This is a genomic window from Hymenobacter arizonensis (genome assembly GCF_900115775.1).
Classification (GTDB): domain Bacteria; phylum Bacteroidota; class Bacteroidia; order Cytophagales; family Hymenobacteraceae; genus Hymenobacter; species Hymenobacter arizonensis.
Genome location: NZ_FOXS01000013.1, coordinates 1 through 20,637, shown reverse-complemented (window position 1 = coordinate 20,637; position 20,637 = coordinate 1). Strand labels below are relative to the sequence as shown.

The 20,637-nt window shown below is 59.4% G+C and carries 12 protein-coding genes; 7 read left to right on the top strand and 5 right to left on the bottom strand.

Features of this window, described 5'->3' with window-relative positions; all coding sequences use genetic code 11:
• Positions 1–17: 17 nt before the first annotated feature.
• Genes BMZ66_RS24675 through uxuA form a run of 5 tightly spaced genes read right to left on the bottom strand, consistent with a single transcriptional unit; the run spans position 18 to position 9,331 of the window.
• Entirely contained in the window at positions 18–1,970 is a 1,953-nt protein-coding gene (locus BMZ66_RS24675; RefSeq protein WP_092679055.1) for a RagB/SusD family nutrient uptake outer membrane protein, read from the bottom strand.
• 11 nt (positions 1,971–1,981) lie between these two features.
• Positions 1,982–5,080: a SusC/RagA family TonB-linked outer membrane protein gene (locus tag BMZ66_RS24670; protein WP_092679054.1), complete on the bottom strand. Its 3,099-nt coding sequence runs from the start codon at positions 5,078–5,080 to the stop codon at positions 1,982–1,984.
• Between the two features lie 34 nt (positions 5,081–5,114).
• Positions 5,115–5,924, bottom strand: coding sequence for an SDR family NAD(P)-dependent oxidoreductase (locus BMZ66_RS24665; protein WP_092679053.1), 810 nt, complete (start codon positions 5,922–5,924; stop codon positions 5,115–5,117).
• Between the two features lie 24 nt (positions 5,925–5,948).
• Positions 5,949–8,078 carry an alpha-glucuronidase family glycosyl hydrolase gene (locus tag BMZ66_RS24660; protein WP_092679052.1) on the bottom strand — a complete coding sequence of 710 codons (2,130 nt, stop codon included), beginning with the start codon at positions 8,076–8,078 and terminating at the stop codon, positions 5,949–5,951.
• Positions 8,079–8,104: 26 nt separating this feature from the next.
• Complete coding sequence (uxuA, locus tag BMZ66_RS24655) at positions 8,105–9,331, bottom strand: mannonate dehydratase (RefSeq protein ID WP_214607066.1); 1,227 nt, start codon at positions 9,329–9,331, stop codon at positions 8,105–8,107.
• A gap of 336 nt (positions 9,332–9,667) precedes the next feature.
• Between uxuA and BMZ66_RS24650 the strand changes: the two genes are divergently transcribed.
• The 7 genes from BMZ66_RS24650 to BMZ66_RS24620 form a co-directional block, all read left to right on the top strand.
• Positions 9,668–10,849, top strand: coding sequence for a LacI family DNA-binding transcriptional regulator (locus BMZ66_RS24650; RefSeq protein WP_092679062.1), 1,182 nt, complete (start codon positions 9,668–9,670; stop codon positions 10,847–10,849).
• 264 nt (positions 10,850–11,113) lie between these two features.
• Positions 11,114–12,124: a LacI family DNA-binding transcriptional regulator gene (locus BMZ66_RS24645; protein WP_177204918.1), complete on the top strand. Its 1,011-nt coding sequence runs from the start codon at positions 11,114–11,116 to the stop codon at positions 12,122–12,124.
• A 271-nt stretch (positions 12,125–12,395) separates the two neighbouring features.
• Positions 12,396–12,995, top strand: coding sequence for an RNA polymerase sigma factor (locus BMZ66_RS24640; protein WP_177204917.1), 600 nt, complete (start codon positions 12,396–12,398; stop codon positions 12,993–12,995).
• A gap of 139 nt (positions 12,996–13,134) precedes the next feature.
• Entirely contained in the window at positions 13,135–14,175 is a 1,041-nt protein-coding gene (locus BMZ66_RS24635) for a FecR family protein (protein ID WP_092679048.1), read from the top strand.
• 139 nt (positions 14,176–14,314) lie between these two features.
• Complete coding sequence (locus BMZ66_RS24630; RefSeq protein WP_092679047.1) at positions 14,315–17,746, top strand: TonB-dependent receptor; 3,432 nt, start codon at positions 14,315–14,317, stop codon at positions 17,744–17,746.
• Positions 17,747–17,770: 24 nt separating this feature from the next.
• Positions 17,771–19,384 (top strand): RagB/SusD family nutrient uptake outer membrane protein, encoded by a 1,614-nt coding sequence (locus BMZ66_RS24625; RefSeq protein ID WP_177204915.1) that lies wholly within the window; start codon positions 17,771–17,773, stop codon positions 19,382–19,384.
• Positions 19,385–19,506: 122 nt separating this feature from the next.
• Positions 19,507–20,637: alpha/beta hydrolase-fold protein (locus tag BMZ66_RS24620; RefSeq protein WP_262507624.1), on the top strand; the 1,131-nt coding region annotated here is incomplete at its 3' end.

The window sequence follows — 20,637 nt, the reverse complement described above, 5'->3', positions numbered from 1 at the left end:
TCTCTGTTCCTCATCGCCTATTGATAGCTTGGGTTCTGATAAGCAGCTTTTACATCTGCTGATACGTCCAAACGCTCCATCTGAGTCTGCGGAATAGGACGCAGGTAGTGAAACGGTTGGATGGTGCGCGTAACGGTTGCGGGGGTATGGTCCCCGTAGTTATTGCCTCCAATACGGTAGGTATTAGCCAGCTCATTCCATTTTTGAGTGCGCACCAGGTCAAACCACCGGTAACCTTCAGCATAGTATTCGCGCGAACGTTCTGCCAGGATGTAGTTGATGTCTATCGTGGTCGGAGTAGCCGCAATCATCGCAGCGCTGTTATCCTGCACTTTGGCCACGTTACCGTTATTGTCGAAACGCCACTTACCGGCCCGGGCACGAATTACATTAATCAAGTCCCGGGCGGTTTGACCAGATTTGGGGGTTGCTCCTTTTACAGCGGCTTCTGCCGCCACAAAGTACAGCTCCGAGAACTTGGCGATGTTGAACGGCCGCGTACTGCCGGCGTTCGGCTGTCCTAAGCCCCCAGCGTTGTCGGTACGGTAGGGGCCAAGCTTCCAAAGGCCCGGATAAACAATCCGGCTTATCCCAAGCGGGGAAATCACATAGTCTGCTCTGCCGGGTAGTGTGCCTGCGCCTATATTGCTTGCACCTGCTCCGCTAGGGTAGGTAATAGCAGTAGCCGGTTCTGTATCCAGAAAAGTCAGGATGGCACTACCCGGGGTAACTGGCAGGTTGTTGGCGTTATATAAGGTGGCGTTAGTAACTCCTGCCTTGGGCCAGTTGCCACGGTAAACGGTGGTGAAAGTCCCATCGTAACGAGAATCAAGTGTTTTATCAGCAAAGGTGTTCACGATGGCGCCAATGGTCGGAGCCATGCGGTTCCAAGGACGGCCCAACGCCTGAGCGGCTTCCCGCTGAACCGAAGATACCGCACCCGTTCCATTGGCATTCGTGGCGCTCCGGATGTTGGTATAGTTCCAGGTCATCATCCAGCCGGCAAAGTTGTCGGGGGAACCGCCACTACCAAAGGTCAGGCTGCCGCCATTGTAGAGCTCGCTGGTTTCGGTATGGTCCGCGAACATCAGCATTTCCGTGTTGCGGTCGTTCGTTCCCACGTGTACATCGTAGTACGTTGGCTGCAGGCGGAACGGGCCCGGGCTGTCGATACCGGCGGTGGCGACATCATACGCCTGCTGATAATAATACTGGGCGGTGCGGCCGGCTGGGTCTGTTCTCGGTGCCGGCGGATAAGTCGGAATGTTGTTTGGGTTTTCCAGCCACCAGGCATAGGTCAGGTAGGCTTTGGCCAGATAAAGGCGGGCCAGCGTTTTGGTTGCGCCCCCTATCACCCGTGGGTTTGCTGGCAAATCGGTAACGGCTCGCAGCAAGTCCGGAAAAATGGCTTTGGTATAGACCTCGGGTACCGTATTGCGGACCGAGGTTCTGACAGCATTGGTGTTGAACTCCAGCTCTCCCGAGCCCAAATCCAGGGGCACCCCGCCAAAGGTTTGGACCAGCAGGAAGTAATCGAAGGCGCGGAAAAATCTCGCCTCAGCAATCAAAGCCGGAGAAATGGTACCGACTGCGGTGGCGTTCTTAATGATGCCGTTGGCCGTGTTGATATTGGGAAAAGCAGTATTCCACAACACATCTGCCCGGCTATTATTAGCGTTAAGCGCCGCTCTGCCGGAGAGGTCCATGGTCAGAAAGTTCTCGTCAGCATCCCGGCCGTAGGTTACCTCATCGGTGCCGGTCAGCGTAGCGTTGTAGTAGTAAGCGTTTCCGAAGATGTAGCGCAAATGCGAGTACATGGAAGTCAACCCACCGTTAACGCCTCGTTCTGTTTGAAAGAAGCCCGGCTCGTAAATACTGCGGGGCTCTTCATCTAGGAGCTTCGAGCAGCCAGGTGCGGTCAAGGAAATGACGGCTGCGCCAACTAAGAATTGTTTATTGAAACGTTTCATTTTCGTTTTTCTTAAAAGGTGAGGTTCAGCCCTACGATGTAGGAGCGGGTTGCCGGGGCGTTGGTACCCAGCGTCAGGATGCGACGCAGATTTTGGCCCAGGGGTACGGCCGCATTTTCGTCGCCAAACGAGTTAGTCTCCGGGTCCATGCCTGACTCTTTGTTGTAGGGTGAGAACAGCACGAAGGGGTTCTGCGCCGTGGCGTATAGCCGCAGTCGGCTAACGCCGGCACCCTTCAACCACGCCATATTGTCGAAGTTATAACCGAGCGAAATGGTGCGCACCTTCAGGTAGGAAGCATCGAAATAGCCAAGCGTAGAGCCGTATTTTGGGTTGTCGCCGCTCGCGATGCCACCTGGTTTTGGGTATCTGGCATCCGTATTTTCCGGCGTCCAGTAATCCACTTTTACGTTCCCGCGACGACCATTCAGCAGGTTGAGGTAGCCCGACGAACCGTAAAGCGTGCTGTTGAGCAGGCCGCCGTTCTGGAAGGCTCCTACGAGGGACAGGTCAAAGCCTTTGTACGCCACCCGGGTGTTAAGACCTCCTAGAAAGTTGGGGTTTACATCCAGAGCCTGACGGTCTTGGGGGCCAATGGGCCGGGTGGGGGTACCGTCCGCGTTGAACGTGCCGGTATATTTCACCTTAATCATACCCACGTTTCCGCCGGGCTCAAGAATGTTTAAATACGGGTCTTCTCTCTGCCACAAACCTATTCTTTCGTAATCATAAACTACGTTGATGGGTTTGCCCACAAACCACCAGTTTCCTTCATCAGCTTGTTGTTCGCCCGCCAGCGACGTAATCTTATTGCGGTTGGCATACACGTTGAAGCCCGCTTCCCACGTCCAGCCGTTGAGATTGTCCAAAATTACTCCGTTCAAAGAAAGCTCTATTCCTTTGTTTTGAGTAGAGCCAATATTGGTCGTGATGCTACCCACGCCGGAGGTCGGAGGCAATCCCAACCCAAGCAGAAGGTCTTCGGTGTTGGTAACGTAGTACTCCACCGTACCGGAAAGACGGTTTTTCAGGACCGCGAAATCCAACGCGTAGTTCCACGTTTTAGAGAATTCCCAACCCAAGGTAGGATTGGGCAGCTCGTTCACAAATAGTCCCGTCTGGTAGCCGGTAGGGCCAAAGTTATAGGGCCGGGTAGCCAAACGGCCCAGGGTAGCGTAGGGGTTAACGGCTTGGTTCGACGTTATCCCGTAGCCTACCCGCAGTTTCAACATATCTACGGCCGTAACCCCTTGCATGAACCCTTCTTTGGCGATATTCCAGCCGGCTGACACCGCAGGGTAAGTCTTCCACTTGTTTCCTGTGGCAAGGCGGGAAGAGCCGTCCGCACGGACTGTAGCGGATAGCAGGTACCGGTCATCGTAGGAGTACATCACGCGTCCCATGTAGGACAACAAACCGAATTTAGAATACTGCTGGGCGTTGGGGTCCACCAGAATGTCGGTGGTCGCCAGCCCGAGGTTGTAGAACTGGAAAGCATCGGCAGGAATGTCCCGGCCCGAAATCTGCGACCGGTTGAAAGTGTTGCTTGAGGCAGAATACAAGGCCAAGGCATTGATATTGTGCTTTCCGCCTAAGGTGCGGTCGTAGGACAGAATGTTTTCAATGGTGTAGTCCGTGGTAAGCGAGTTACTGGTGGATGCCGAAGAAAGAGTAGTCGGGTTGACCGCGTTGATGCCCTGCCCCGTGTAGCTGCCACCCTGGCCCTGCCGATAGTTTACGCCCAGGTTGACCCGGTATTTCAACCCATCTACTCCTGGCATCTTGAATTCTCCGAAAAGGGAGTTGTAGCTGGCAAAGTTTCTCGACTGATTCAGCCATTTGTCTTTGTTAGCCTCTATCACTTCTTTGGTAGCTACCCACTGCTCGTCCAACGGCATTCTGATGGTTCGTTTCAGCGTCCCATCTGGGTTATACGGATTGGCGATTGGTGATGAGGTCAAGGCACCATACACCCCTATGTTAGAGCCTTCCGACAAGCTATAGGTATTGTTGGTGGTGAAACCCAAACGGACATATTTACCAACGCCTTGGTCAAGCGAGCCACGTACAGAATAACGGGTGTACTGCTGAGTAGGAATTACGCCTTCTTCCTGGTAATAACCCGCGTTGAAATTGTAACGCCCGCTCTCCGTCCCACCGGTAAGGCCTACGTTGTGGTTGGATTGAATGCCGGTTCTGTACAACAGCTTCTGCCAATCGGTATCGACGTCATCGGCTTCATCCAAGGAGTTGGTATACACGCCTGCTGCTTTACGGAGCGCCGCAAACTCAGCCCCATTCATCATGGGGAATGGGGCAAAAAGGGTTTTCGCGCCCACAAACCCATCGTATGTCAATTGGGCCTTTTGCCCTCTGTTCCCGCCTTTGGTGGTTATCAGGACAACGCCATTGGCTCCCCGAGACCCGTAGATGGCCGTGGCTGATGCATCTTTCAAGATGTCGACGCTCTGGATATCGTTGGGGTTGATGTCACCAATTGAACCTGGGAAAGGAATCCCATCCAGCACTATCAAGGGGTCATTACTGGCCGTGAGGGACCGTGTCCCGCGTATCCGGATTTGCGTGGCGGCACCGGGCTGGGAGGAAGTTTGTGCAAACTGCACACCCGGCAGACGGCCTTGCAAAGCCTGCGTGATATTAGCCGATGGCACTTCGCGCAATGCCTCACCACTAATAGAAGCAACCGAACCTGTCACTGCTTCGGCCCTTTGCGTGCCGTAGCCCACTACCACTACCTCGTCGAGCTGCTTGTTATTAGCAGCCAGCGTGATGTTTAAATCAGTTCCAGAAGCGGTTGCCTCCTGACTTACAAAACCAACTGAGCTGAATACCAATGTGCTACCAGCGGGGGCCGACAATGTAAATCCTCCGTCAATGCCGGTTGATATCCCGTTGGTGGTGCCTTTTTGTAGAACCGTAACACCGGGTATGCCTTCGCCTTTGGCGTCGACTACCCGTCCAGAAACCGCTTGTGTGGCTTGCGCCATCACTTGCGTGACCGGTAATAACAGACTAGCTATGGGCAGTCCTGTAGCCACTAATAGCGGCAAACTCAGGCTTAAGGCCCTCTTCTGTAATGCTGTGTGCATGAGGTGTGGGATTTTGTGGTGGATAGTAAAAAGGTTAAAAGCCTATGGAATTGCCGCCGTCGACGGGAAGCGAGACGCCGGTGATGTAGCGCGCGCCCTCCGAGGCCAGGAACACGGCCGCGTGGCCGATGTCGGAAGGCTTGCCGAATGCGCCCATGGGCGTGCGGCGCATGGCGCGGTCGCGGCGGTCGGGGTCGGAGTTCATGGCCTTGCGGCTCATCTCGGTTTCGATGAAGCCGGGGGCAATGGCGTTCACGCGCACGTTGTGGCAGGAGAACTCCGAGGCCAGCACCTTCACCATGCCCTCCACCGCCGACTTGGAGGCCGCGTAGGCCACCACGCGGTCGATGCCGTAGTAGGCGGCCATCGAAGAAATCATGAGGATGGTGCCCTTGCGGCGGGCCACCATGCGTGCCGCGCAAGCCCGCGTCAGGGCAAATACCGAGTGCAGGTTGGTATGCAGAATGCGGCTGAACTCTTCATCGGTCACCTCCAGAGCGGGCTTTTTGAGGTTGATGCCGGCGTTGTTCACCAGAATATCCAGAGGGCCGTAGGTGGCTTCAATCTGCGCTACCAAGCCGTCGATGGAGGCCAAATCCGTAATGTCGTTGACGATGTATTGGGCGGACTCGCCCATGCCTTCCACGGCATCGCGGAGCACTTCTTCGCGGCGGCCAGTGATAACCACCGTGGCGCCGGCCGCCGTCATGCAGCGGGCAATTTCGAGGCCGATGCCCGTGCCGCCGCCCGTAACTAGGGCCAGCTTGCCTTCGAGCGAGAAGACGTTAGCCGGCTGCGGATGTTCGGCGACTGCAGCGCCGTTAGAGTATGATTGGTGTTCCATATCGGGGATAGTTGCAGCGAAAAATTATTTCAGTTGATAGAGGTCGACCAGGCTTTTGACTTCGGCCAGGGTGCGGGTGGGCGGCGTGAAGGGCGCCGGAATGGGCTGGCGGGCGTAGGTCTGGAAGTAGAGCACGCAGGCATCGCGCCACCACAGGGCTTCCTGCCGCTGAATCTTGAGGCGGGCCGTCACATCGTTGAAAAGGGCAGGGTCCACGGCGGGCTTCACGCTGGCCCAGCGCTGCTGCATCCACGTCACGGAGTCGGCGCCGGTGTAGTAGCGGGTCACCAGCTCGTGCCAGAGGGTGCGGCCGGTGGGCAGCGGCTGCTGCCAGCCCACGTGGTGGAACCAGAGCAGGTAGTTGGGCGGGCAGGTTTTGGGGTCGCCCCACTGCGCCTGCACGCCCGGCGAGTACAGGGCCAGAGCGTTGCTGCCGGTGGCCGTGCGGTTGAAACCCAGGCCCATGGAGTCGGCTTTGTGGTAGTACACCGACGTCCAGTCGGGCCGGCCGGCTTTGGCCAGCCAGGGCTGGGGGCCGTAGTGAATGCTTTCGCCCATGATGTGGTGCAGGCCCAGCGGCGTGGTGTAGCGCACGTAGATGTCGCGTGACTTCGTCATCACGTCCACAATGGTGGCCACGGCCGCGGGCTGGTTAGTCAGGGTCATTTTGGCCCACTCCGTGGCGATGCCAGCCGAAGTCAGGCTGTGGTCCCAGGCCAGGCGGCCGAAGGCGTACCAGTTGGCCTGGCCCATGGGGTGGCCGGTCCAGTTGCGGTCGGAGCCGATGTTGGCCACGCCGGCAATGCCGCTGACGCGGTGCTGGTCGACGGTGCCGTCCACCACCTTGGCCACCGTCGAGCCGGCTCCCTTGGTTTGAGTATCCGAATCGAGGCACTCTTTGAACATGGGCGCCAGGTACACCAAGTGCGTGGCAAAGCCCAGGTACTCCTGCGTAATCTGCACTTCGAGCACCAGCGGCGTTTTAGGCATAGCCCCAAACAGCGGGTGGAAGGGCTCGCGGGCCTGGAAGTCAATCGGGCCGTTCTTCACCTGCACCAGCACCTTGGGCGAGAACTTGCCATCGAGCGGCTTGAACTCCTCGTAGGCTTCCCGGAACCGGTCGCCGTTGCTGTTGGCCTTGTACACGAAGGCGCGCCACATCACAATGCCGTCGTGAGTGCCCAGGGCCTCGGCCAGCATGTTGGCGCCGTCGGCGTGGTTGCGGCCGTAGTCCTGCGGGCCGGGCTCGCCTTCGGAGTTGGCCTTCACCAGAAAGCCGCCGAAGTCGGGAATGGTCTTATAAATCTCGGCGGTGCGGGCCGCCCACCACTGCTTCACCTGCGGGTCGAGCGGGTCGGAGGTTTTCAGGCCGCCAATAACTTTGGGCGCCGCCCAAAACACCGACAAATACACCCGGATGCCGTAGGGACGAAACACGCCCGCCAGCGCTTTCACCTTCTGCAAATATTCCGGCGTGAGGTAGCGGGCGCTGGCATTCACGTTGTTAATGGCCACGCCATTGATGCCAATGGAAGCGTTGGCTCGGGCGTAGTCGGTGTAGCGCGGGTCAAGGTTCTCGGGCAGCTCGTACCATTTCCAGATGGAGGAACCGGCGTAGCCGCGCTCCACGGTGCCGTTGGGGTTGTCCCAGTGATTCAGCATGCGGTATTGAATGCGCGGGCTGCTGGCCGTGGCCAGGTTAGCCACGGGCTGCCGCGTTTGCAGCTGCCGCAGCAGGGCAAACACGCCGTAGAGCACGCCGGCCTCGCTCCTACCGGTCACCACCAGATTGCGGCCCTGAGTGAGAATGCGGTAGCCGTCGCGGCTGGCGTCGGAACTACCGGGAACGTTTGCAGTCGGGCTTACCAAAAGCAGAATGCCGCGCTTGGTACTGCCGGCCTCCGCCTTGGCCACCACCGGCACCGGCTGCCCCAACAGGCCCTGCAAGCCGCGCTGCAACTCAGCAGCGGCCGTTTTCAGCACCGCGGAGCTGCCATCGGCGGCAATGTATTGGGTCGCCTGCCGGTAGGCGTTGCGCTGGGCCACGTCCGATATCAGGTCGTACTTCAGCCACAGCCGATAGCCGTCGTCGGCCCGGGTGCGGGGCGCGGCGGCGACAAATACCAACAATAGCAAAAGAGACCGGAGCAACATGGGTGGGATTTGGGAGGCGGAGAGTATTAAGAGTATTGCGGGGCTTCGGCGTGGCGCCTGGGTGGCGGGGCTTCCGCGGCCAGCCCGCGCCGGATGCCGTATTCCAGGCCGCGCAGCTCAGCCAGCCCGCGCAGGCGGCCGATGGCTGAGTAGCCGGGGTAGGTTTTCTTCTTGAGGTCGTCGAGCATCTGGTGCCCGTGGTCGGGGCGCATGGGCAGGGCGTGGCCGCCGAACTCGGCGCGGCGCTGCTCTTCTAGCACCAGCTCGCGCACCACGGCGTACATGTCCACGTCGCCTTCGAGGTGGTCGGCTTCGTGGAAATTGCGCGGGTTGTCCTCGCGCTTGGTGGCGCGCAGGTGCACGAAATGAATGCGCGGCCCAAACCGGCGGGCAATGGCCGCCAAGTCGTTATCGGCCCGTACACCCAACGAGCCCGTGCAGAACGTGAGGCCGTTGGCCGGCACGTCGCAGGCGGCCATCAGTTGGGCAATGTCGGCTTCGGTGCTTACCACGCGGGGCAGGCCCAGCAGCGGGTAAGGCGGGTCGTCGGGGTGAATGCAGAGGCCGATGCCTAGCTCTTCGGCCACGGGCGCCACTTCGCTAATGAAGTAGTGTAGGTTCTCGCGCAGGGCCGCAGCGTCGATGGCCGCGTATTCATTCAGCAAGGTCTGAAAGCCGGCTAGCTCAAATGCTTCTTCGGAGCCGGGCAAACCCAGGAGCACCGTGTTGGTGAGCGCGGCCACTTCCACGGCGCTCATGGCGGCGAACTGCTCGTGGGCGGCTGCCGCTACCGACACTTCGTAATCGTTTGCGGCGCCGGGGCGCTTCAGAATGCAGAGGTCGAACAGCGCGAAGTCCTGCCACACAAAGCGCAGGGCCAGCGAGCCGTCGGGCATTTCGTAGTGCAGGTTGGTGCGCGACCAGTCCAGCACCGGCATGAAGTTGTAGCACACCGTGCGGATGCCGCAGGCCGCCAGGTTGCGCAGCGACTCTTTGTAGTTGGCTATATACAGCTCGCGCGAGGGCCGGCCTTTTTTGATGTCTTCGTGCACCGGCAGGCTTTCCACCACCGCCCAGTGCAGGGGGGTGTGCGTGGCGTTGTCGGCTTCGATGAGCTGCTGGCGGGCCTGGATTTCGCTCACGGGCCACACTGCGCCCACGGGCAGCTGGTGCAGGGCCGTAACCACTCCCGTGCACCCGGCCTGCCGGATGTCGAAAAGCGAAACGGGGTCGTGCGGACCGAACCAACGCATGGTGTGTAGCATAAGACTCTTCGGCAGAATACAATTTATCTATACCAGTAGCCCCCTGGTTGCGTAGTATACCCGAAAAGCTTCCGGAAACGCATTTGCTGGACTTCGTACCGAAAGTACACCTTGTTACCGTAATGTCAACACCCAAAAAACACCCTTAACAACTTGTTTTCGCATAAAAACTATCGGTAACGTTTCCGGAATCGTTCCCGATAGATATCTTTGTTATGCGATGCCCTAAAAAAAAATTTGTGCATTACCTTTGAACAACTAGACAAAGCGGAGGCAGCAACCGGTATCGAGCAAGGCCTTTTTCCACAAAAAGTACAAACCAAGATGATAACCTGCGTTAAATGCAAGCTGAGTAGCTCGGTTCTAAAGGCGGGCTTCGTGCGGGGCCGCCAACGCTTTCTTTGCAAAACCTGCGACTACCACTTCACGGAAGAAAAGCCCGCCGGCCAACTCACCGAGCGCCGACGCAGCCAAACCACCATCGGCGACGTGGCCAAGGCCGTGGGCGTGGCCTCGTCCACGGTATCGCGGGCGCTGAACGGGCACACCGACATCAGCCCCGTGACGCGCCAGGCCATCCTGGACGTAGCCCGCCAAATGGACTACCACCCCAACCTGCTGGCCCAAAGCCTAAAAAGCCGCGAGACGCACACGCTGGGCGTTATCATCCCAGACATTGAGCGGCCTTTTTTTGCCACCGTCGTGAGCGGCATTCAGTCGGTGGCTTCCGAGGCGGGCTACCGGGTAATGATTTGTCAATCAAAGGAATCGTACGAAACGGAGGTGAGCAACGTGCAGGCCCTGGTGGCCAGCCGCGTCGACGGCCTGCTCATCTGCCACTCCCGCGAAACCGAGAACTTCGACCACGTTAAGCCCGCCGCCTGCCGGGGCGTGCCCGTGGTGCATTTCGACCGCGTGAGCAATGAAGTGGACAGCGCCAAAGTGATTCTGGACGACTGGAATGGCGCGTTCAACGTCACCGAGCACCTGATTCAGCAAGGCGCCCGCCGCATTGCCATCCTCGCCGGTCCGGAATCCTTGCTTATTTCCCGCAATCGATTGGCGGGCTACCAACACGCGCTAAAGCGGTATAATCTGCCGCTGCGCCCCGAATACGAGGTTCACATTGAGTTCCGCACCGAGGAAGCCGTGGCGGCGCTCGACAAGTGGCTGGCCCTGCCCGAGCCGCCCGATGCCATCTTCGCCATCAACTACACCAACGCCTTCGACCTGCTGGTGGCCCTCAAAAAACGCGGCCTGCGCGTGCCCGACGACATTGCCGTGGTCGGCTTCGGCGACGAGTTCATGGCTTCCATGATAGAGCCCGGCCTCACCACCGTCAACCTCCACCCCTACCGCATTGGTCAGCAAGCCGCGCGACTGTTCTTGGAGCAAGTCCGCCAGAAGGAAGATTTCCAGCCCCGCACCTTCGTCATCACCGGCGAGCTGGTGATTCGCGGCTCCTCGCTGAAGGGCAAGGGCGAGCTGTTCAGCTTATCCATTTAAATAAGTGGGCGAACCAACCTGCTGCCCTCACTTGATTCTTGCTTGGCCAAGGCCGCTCGATGCTGAGGGCCTAGGGGCTTAAGCGGAGAATTACAGAGCCGAACAAACGCTGCACGTTCGCAGTCGGCTGACACGAAATTTTAGCTGCCGTGGCCCAAAGCCACTTAATGCAAGTTGGTCCTCCCCCTATTCACTGGCTTCCGTAAAATGGCTTCTCGTCGTACCCCAAGGAAAGAATTAAGCGACGTCACTACTCCTGTTTCCATGGCCGATTTGGCCCGGGAGTTGGGCGTGTCGATGACCACGATTTCGCGGGCGTTGAGCGACCACCACAGCATCGGTCCGGCCACCAAGCAGGCGGTGCTCAAGCTGGCCAAGAAGCTGAACTACCAGCCCAACCACCTGGCGGCGGCCCTGCGCAAGGGCAAGAGCAAGCTGCTGGGCGTGATTGTGCCCTACATCGAGGGGCGCTTTTTTGCCTCGGCGGTGCACGGCATCGAAACGGCGGCCAGCAAGGCGGGCTTCAGCGTCATTATCTGCCAGTCGAGCGAAGACGTGGTGCAAGAGCGCAAAAACCTCGAAACCCTGCTCAGTGCGCAAGTGGCCGGCATTTTAGTATCGGTGTCGCACACCACCCTGGATTTTCGGCACTTCGAGAAGGTGCGCAAGTACGGCGTGCCGCTGGTTTTCTTCGACCGCATTCTGGAGGGCAACAACGTGAACGCCGTGCTGCTCAACGACCGCGAAGGCGCCTACCAGGCCACGCGCCACCTATTGGAGCAGGGCTGCCGCCGCGTGGCCCACTTTGCCGGCCTGCAGCACCTGAACATCTACAAGAACCGCCGCCAAGGCTACCTCGACGCCCTGCAGAGCTACGGCATTGCTCCGGATGACGACCTGATGACAGACTGCGACATGACCCTGGAGGGCGGCGCCGCCTGCATGGCCGAGCTCCTGAAGCTGCCTTCGCCGCCCGACGCCGTGTTTGCACCCGGCGACCCCGCCGTATTGGGGGCGCTGCAACTGCTGAAAAGCCGCGGCATCCGCGTGCCGCAGGACGTGGCCCTGGCCGGCTTCAGCAACGAGGCCCTGACGCTGGTGGCCGAGCCCATGATTACCTCCGTCGACCAGCGCACCGAGGAGATGGGCCAAGCCGCGTTCCGACTATTTACCGAGCTGCTGGCGGCCGAGGGAATGTCGTTTTCGCAGCGCCAGGTGGTGCTGCAGCCGCAGCTGGTGGTGCGGGCGTCGTCGCTGCGCAAGCAGACTGCCTAAGGGCAATGTTAAGCAAGTAGGAGTAAACAGATTCGATAAGACCAACCTTCTGACCACGGCCAGGTGTTCTACTCAGCCAGTAGTTGAAACGATGACAAACAGCCATGCTGTGATTCAAGCAAAATCAATCATTACTAATTGATTCTACTTGTTTCATACGCGGCAATAGCACCAAAAGCGAGGTGAGTGGAGTGACTGAAAGGTTAGAACTAATTTGACATTCAACTGTCTATTTGCTGTTACTCGTAGCTTCTCTTAAAATTTAATTTGTGTGAAATCTGCTGCTCTACCAAACTATTCTTCCTGGCCGGATGCTGCCCTTCTGGAGGCAGTGCAGGCGAGCGATGAAAGAGCTTTTGCAGAAATATATAAACGTTATAGCTACCAACTTTTTACCGTGGCGTACGGAAAGTTGAAAAGCAAAGAAGCGGCCGAAGAACTGGTCCAGGACTTGTTTGAAAACCTTTGGAACAAACGCAGCAGCGCCCAAATTCTGCAGCTGAGTCCCTACTTGTTCTCGGCTATTCGCTACCGCATCATCAACTACATCAAATCCGAGAAAGTCCGGACGAGCTACGAGCTTTTCTGCCGCCTCAACCTGAGCGATGTTGACGCCGGCACCGAGGCCACGGTGGCGCTCAATGAGCTGAACGAGGCGCTTGCCGCGGGCATGCAGAACCTGTCCGGAAAGACCCAGGAAGTCTTTCGGCTGAGCCGGTTGGAGCAGTACACCATTCCCCAAATCTCGGTGCGCGTGAACCTGTCAGAGAAAACGGTGGAGTATCACCTTCGGAAATCGCTCAAGCTCATGCGTTCCTATCTGCGCAATTTTCTGCTGACGGCCTGGCCTTTGTTATTTTTTATTAGATAGACAAGCATCAGATAATAAGCTACTTGATGTCGCGAAATGCTGAAGCATGCGGCGCGAAAAAAAATAAATTCGGTTTGGTTGAGGGTAAACGGCGACTTGGGTGACTTCCTGGTATCCAGCCAGCCCAACTCCCTGCCCCGTGACGGAACCCGAATTTCACAAACTGCTGCAACGCTACCTCAACGGCCGGTGCACGCCCGAGGAGCAAGCGGTAGTCGAACGCTGGTACGACCGGCTGGAACAAGCGGAAGGCCCCCTCCTGCGCAGCTACGACAAGGAAGAAGTGGAGCAAGCCATCTGGGCGCGGCTCATGAGCCGTCGCGCGGCCGAACCCGAGCCTCGGGTGGTGGCCATGTGGCCAGCGGCGCCGTATCGCTGGGCGGCGGTACTGGCCCTGCTCGCCTTCGGCATCGGATGGCTGGTGCTTGGCACCGGCCGGTTCCGGGCGCCCTCCCGGCAAAACACGGTTGCCACCACGGATGGGGGCTGGACGCGCCGCAGCAACCCGACCCAACAGGTGCAGACTTTCCGCCTGCCCGACAGCAGCCGCATCAGCCTGCACCCGGGCAGTAGCCTGCGCTACACCACGGCCTTTGCGGGCCCCCGGCGAGAAGTGCACCTGGACGGCGAGGCCTACTTTCAGGTAAGCAAAAACCCCCAGCGCCCGTTCCTGGTGTTCACCAAGCAAGTCGTGACGACTGTGCTCGGCACCAGCTTCCGGGTGAAAGCCTACGCCGGCAGCAAAGACGCTTCGGTGGCGGTGCGGGAAGGAAAAGTGGCCGTGCAGGCACGCGAAGGCGCGCAGCTCGACGCCTCGCCCACGCACCCGGCTACCACCGGGGTGGTGCTGCTGCCCAACCAGCAAGTGGTGTACTCCGCGGCCCGGCAGCGCTTGAAAAAGGAGCTGGTGGACCGCCCGGTGATGCTGGCGCCGCAGGCCTTGGAGTTTGAAGACCGGCCCGTGGTTGAAGTGCTAACCGCGCTGGAAAAAGCTTACGGAGTAGACATCGTGTACGACAAAGCCAAGCTGGCCAAGTGCACGGTCAGCATCACCTTCTACGACGAGCCCCTATTTGAAAAGCTGGGCTTGCTGTGCAAGTCGTTGGGTGCCTACTACAGCCTTGCCGACGCCAGCATCCTCATTCACAGCACTGGCTGCCAGAGTCAAATCGGCGAATAGCTGAGACAATTCACTTATTAACAGAACATTGTGCGGCAACCGCATCAACAATAAAGAGGCAACCCCCACACAATCGATTGCAGAAAGCCTGACCGCTTTTTCCCTTTCTCAGATTCCCACAAACTACTCTACTTAACCCATGAGAAAAACAGTACAATTCCCGCCGCCTTTCTGGTCCAGGGTGAAAGTTCTAATGCTGCAAACAGCAATGGTGAGTTTGCCGGCAGCGGCAAGCGCGCATTTCGATGCGACAAACGCGAATGCCGCGCGACTGGTAATGTCGCAAGGCGTGCTTGAGCAAAAAATCACCTTACGGGTAGAGGCGAAAACGATTAAGGAGACGCTCAGCCAAATTGCGAAGCAGGCCAACATCCGATTCGTTTACAGCCAACAGCTGGTGGGGGCCGACCGCAAGGTGACCATCAATGCCCAGGACGCCTCTTTGCTTGCGGTGCTGGACGAGGTATTGTCGCCGCTCAAAATCCAGTACGAAGTAGATAATAAGCGCGTGGTGCTGCGCGCACCTTCTGAGTCCCTTTCCACAATCGATTCCGGTAGACAGGACGTCACGGTTTCCGGGCGGGTGGTGGATGCCAGAGGGGAAGGTATGCCGGGCGTGACCGTGGTAGTGAAGGGCACTTCTACCGGCACCGGCACCAGTCTGGATGGCAGCTTCACGCTGCAGGCCCCCGAAAACAGCGTGCTGGTCTTCAGCTTTGTGGGCTACGCGCGCCAGGAAGTGCCCGTGACCGGGGCCACCAGCGACCTACGCGTAACGCTGACCGAAGACAAGCAGGCCCTGAACGAGGTGGTGGTGATTGGCTACGGCACGGCGCGCAAAAGCGACCTGACGGGTTCGGTGGCTTCCGTAAGCGGCGCCCAGCTGACGCAGGTAGCTACTTCGGACCCCGTGCAGGCGCTGCAAGGCCGCGTGGCCGGCGTGGAGGTGACCTCCAACAGCGGGCAGCCCGGCTCGGGCACCCGCATCCGGGTGCGCGGCGTGGGCACCATCAACAACAGCGACCCGCTGTACGTGGTGGACGGCATCCAGACCAGCGACATTGGCTTTTTGCTGCCCGCCGACATCGAATCGACGGAAATTTTGAAAGATGCTTCCGCGACGGCCATCTACGGCTCGCGCGGGGCCAACGGTGTGGTGCTCATCACCACCAAGCACGGCAAGGCCGGCGCCACGCAGTTCAACCTGTCGGGCTACACGGGCTTCCAGCAGATTCGGCGCACGCTGCCCCTTACCACCGCCGCCCAGTACGCGACGCTTGTGACGGAGGCTTACACCAACGCCGGGAGGGCGCTGCCCGACTTCGCCCCGCAGCTGCAAAACGCCATTGCAACCAACGCCGAGGGCGTTGATTACCAGGATTTGGTCACGCAGAAGGGCCTCATTACCAACTACAGCCTGTCGGCTTCGGGCGGCACCGAGCAGAATCGCTACTTGGTGAGCGGCAGCTACTTTCAGCAGGACGGCATCATCAAGAATTCGGGCTTTAAGAAGTTCGTGATTCGGGTGAATGACGACATCGTGCTCACCAAGCGCATCAAGGCAGGCGTGGCGGCTACGTTTACCAACAACAACCAGACGGGCAGCGGCGATGGCCAGGGAGGAGCGCAGCCCTACCTGGTGTTGCAGTACGCCCTGCAAACCAACCCGATTCTCAACCCGTTCGGCCCCAACGGCACTTACAACGAAGACGTTATCACGCGCAATGCGCTGAACGTGCCGCGCTACCTTGACGAGCAGAAGTACAATAAGACGCAAAACAACAACCTATTCAGCAGCAGCTACCTGGATATTGAGCTGATCAAAGGCCTGTCGTTCCGCTCCACGTTTGGCATCAACTACTTCAACAACCACCCCAAAGTATACCAGCCGCAGTACTACATCGGCCCGGTAGACCAGCGGGCCCAGAGCGCGCTCATCGAGACGCGCAACGAGAACATCTCGTGGGTGTGGTCGAATTACGCCAACTACACTAAGACCTTTGCCGACAACAGCTCCTTTTCGGCCACCCTCGGCCAGGAAGCCCAGCGCGGCTACGGCAACGGCATCTCCATCACGGCCTTCAATGTGCCGGCCGATGCCTCGCTGCAATACGCTTCGGCCTCGCGCAGCACCTCAAACGTGGTGCGCAGCAGCCAGTACGACGGCAGCTTGCTCTCCTACTTCGGCCGCGCCAACTATAATTTCCGCGACCGTTACCTCGTGACGGGCACCCTGCGCCTGGACCAGACCTCGAAGTTTTTGGGACCCGTGCGCAAGGGGTACTTCCCGTCGGTGGGTGCGGCCTGGAACATCTCCAACGAGAACTTCCTCAAGGACGTGAGCTACCTGTCGGTGCTGAAGCTGCGGGCTAGCTACGGCCAGGTGGGCAACCAGAACGCGGCCCCCAACTATGGCTATGCCTCGGTGGCCAGCAACAACCAGACTTATTCCTTCAACGGCGTGCCCGCCCCCGGCCTGGCCATCAGCCAGATTAACAACCCCGACCTGAAGTGGGAAACGGCCGTCACTACCGACGTGGGCCTGGATGCCGAGTTGTTCAACAACCACCTGTCGTTGACGGCCGACTATTTTGAGCGCCGCACCCAGGATATGATTGCCCTGCTGCCGGTGCCCGACTATGTGGGCCAGGCCCCCGCCAGCGCCAACGTGGGCGCCCTGCGCAACCGCGGCCTGGAGTTGGCCCTGAACTACCGCAACGAGGTGGGCAAGCTGCAGTACAACGTAGGCGTCAACTTCACCAAAATCAACAACGTGGTGACCAGCCTGGGCGGCGGCAACCCCATTGCCAGCGGCAACGTGCTCACCCAAATCGGCAACACCACCCTCACCGATGTGGGCCGCGAAATAGCCTTTTTCTACGGCCTGCAGGCCCAGGGCATCTTTCGGAACCAGGGCGAGATTGACACCTACACCAACGCCGACGGGACGAAGGTGCAGCCTAATGCGCAGCCCGGTGATGTGCGGTACCAGGACACCAACGGCGACGGTGTAATCACGGCCGCCGACAATACCTACCTCGGCAGCGGCACCCCCGACTTTAGCTACGGTGCCTCGCTTAACCTGAGCTACTCAGGCTTCGACTTCAAGGTGTTGCTCTACGGGGTGCAGGGCGCCGAAGCCCTGAATGGCGCGGCCTTCAACCTGAATAAGTCGGCCGACTTCGTGGGCGTGTGGAGCAACTTCTACGCGAGCCGCATGGACCGCTGGACGCCCAGCAACCCCAACAGCAACCAGCCCCGCGTAACCTCAACCGACGCCAACGGCAACGACCGCATCAGCAGCCGCTACGTGGAAGATGCCAGCTACCTGCGCGCCCGCAACATGGAGCTGGGCTACACGCTGTCCCAGAGTTTGCTGGGCAAGGCCAAGCTGACCGGCGCCCGGGTGTTTGTCTCGGTCGATAACGTGTTCACGCTCACCAAATACACGGGCTACGACCCCGAAATATCGACCGCAGCTTTCTACAACAGCCCCCTGGCCTACGGCGTGGACTACGGCAACTACCCGCAGGCGCGCACCTACCGCCTGGGCTTCAACCTGCAGTTCTAATCAATTATGTCCTACCTAACTTATATGAAACCCACCCGCGCCGCCGTAATGCTCGGCCTGCTGCTAACCACCGCCCTGGCTCCGGGCTGCACCGACTTTCTGGACAAGGAGCCCCTGGGCACCACGACCCAGGAAAACCTTTTCAAAGACCCGACCAATGCCGTGCAGGCCATCAACGCCGTGTACGACGTGGCCGCCTGGGACCAGGGCCCCAAGTGGGGCGACCCCACCGGCCAGTACGTGGCCCAGACCTACGAATGGATGTTTGGCGACCTGATGAGCGATGATTCCGAAAAGGGGGGCGGCGGGCCCAGCGACTTCCTGTCCCTGATTGAGCTCAAAAGCTGGAACATTCCGCCTTCAAACCCGCCCGTGACCACGCTGTGGGTGCACAGCTTTACGGGCATTGCGCGGGCCAATACGGTAATTAACAACATCGACTCGGGCACCATCGACGGGGCCCTGAAAGCGCGCCTGAAGGGCGAAGCCCTGTTCCTGCGGGCCTATTTCTACTTTAACCTGGTGAAGGGCTTCGGGGGCGTGCCTTTGTTCGAGAAAAGCGTGACGCCCACCGAGGCACCCAACGTGACCCGAGCTACCATTGCCCAGACCTACGCTTTCATTGAGAAAGACCTGAAGGCTGCCGCCGACCTGCTGCCCGAAAAAAGCGGCTACCCCGCCGCCGATAACGGCCGGGCCACCAAGGGCGCCGCCAACGGCTACCTGGCCCGCGTCATTATGTACCAGTTGGGCACCGTGAATGGCAACAACCACACCTGGCAGGAAGTGTACGACATCACAAGCACTGTCATCAACTCGAACCAGTACAGCCTGCTGGCCAACTATGCGGCCATTCACCAGGAAATTGGCGAGAACAGCAGCGAGTCGCTGTTCGAGATTCAATTTGCCACTTCCAACGACGGCTACGGCCCCATCTCGGTGGGCACGACCAGCAATATTTTTCAGAACAACCGCCGGACGTTTGGCTACGGGTTCAATAACCCCACGCAGAACCTGGTCGATGAGTTTGAGCCCAACGACCCGCGCCTCGAAGTCACCGTCATCAAGAACAACGACATCGTGCTGGGCATCCTCAACCCCGTCGACCTCACGCAGAATGCCACGGGCTACTTCAACCGCAAGGCGGCCATTATCGCCCCCAACGCCCCAGAATCGGGCCCGCAGAACATCCGCAAAATGCGCTACGCCGACATTCTGTTGATGAAAGCCGAAGCTGCGGCACGGCTCAACCGGGGCACCGAAGCAGTGGCGCTCGTAAACCAGGTACGGCAGCGGGCCCGCAACTCCACCCGGCCGCCCGGCACCACGCTGGGCTCGCTGGCCTACGCACCGGCCAACACCCCTGCCGGAACGTTGCCGGACCTGGCCACCGGCTTGTCGGGCCAGGCCCTGCTCGACGCCATCTGGCACGAGCGCCGGGTCGAGTTCGGACAGGAGTCGCTTCGCCTCTGGGACCTGATTCGCACGGGCCGCTACATGGGCACCCTGCCCGCCGACGTCCGGGCGCGGGCCCTGTCGCACGTGGCTACCGAAACCTCGGTGAACCCTACGCCGCTGTTGCCCATTTCCCTCAACGACGCACAATCCTGGAAGGTGCCCCAAAACCCCGGCTATTGATTTCCAGCAGCTTCAAAACAAGACTGGCTCACTGCTTTCTCCAAGGCAGTGAGCCGCTTTTGTTTTGGGTACGCAACCCACATGAGCGTCCAGCCGCTCTGGGCACCACTTTTTCACAAGCCATGAGAACTGTATTCTCCATTATCCTGGGTATTGCCTTGCTCAGCGCTAATATCGCTTCTGCCCAAAAAACAGCGATGGAAGCACCCCAGGGCTTCGACCAGCCCGTTGCGGGCAGCGCCACCGGTCGCCTGGACAGCATCAGCTATACCTCGAAAACGGTGGGCACGGTGCGCAAGGCGCTGGTGTACACGCCGCCGGGCTATTCCAAAAAGAAGAAGTACCCGGTGCTGTATTTGCTGCACGGCATCGGCGGCGACGAAAAGGAATGGCTCAAGGGCGGGCGCCCGCAGGTGATTCTGGATAACCTCTACGCGGCCGGCCAGCTCCAGCCCATGCTGGTGGTGATGCCCAACGGCCGGGCCATGCAAGACGACCGCGCCGTGGGCAATATCTACGGGCCCGACAAGGTGGCTGCTTTTGCCAACTTCGAGAAAGACCTGCTCACCGACCTCATTCCCTACGTCGAGAAGCACTATCCGGCCCTCACCAACCGCGAGAACCGGGCCCTGGCCGGCCTGTCGATGGGCGGGGGGCAGTCGCTGAACTTCGGGCTGGGCAACCTCGATAAATTTGCCTGGGTAGGGGGCTTCTCGTCGGCCCCGAACACCAGGCTGCCCGAGCAGCTGGTGCCCGACCCCGCCAAAGCCAAAAAGCTCCTGAAGCTGCTCTGGCTTTCGTGCGGCGACGCCGACGGCCTGCTGCCCATCAGCCAGCGCACGCACGACTACCTCTACGAGCACAACGTGCCGCACGTGTACTACCTCGAAGCGGGTGGGCACGACTTCAAGGTCTGGAAAAACGGGCTGTACCTGTTCGCGCAGCAGCTGTTTAAGCCCGTGGATGCGGCGGCGCTGCCCACCTATACCGTGCTAGGCGCCCGGGCCAGCACCAACGTGCGCAATGCTAAATACCCCCAGATACTGCCCGACAACCGGGCCGTGTTTCACCTCAAAGCCCCCGGCGTGCAGCAGGTGCAGCTGGACCTGGTGCGCAAGTACGACCTGGTGAAGGACAGCAGCGGCACCTGGACCGTGACCACCGACACGCTGAGCCGGGGCCTGCACTACTACTCCCTGCTGCTCGACGGCTTGCCCGTTGCCGACCCCGCCAGCGACACCTTCTACGGCATG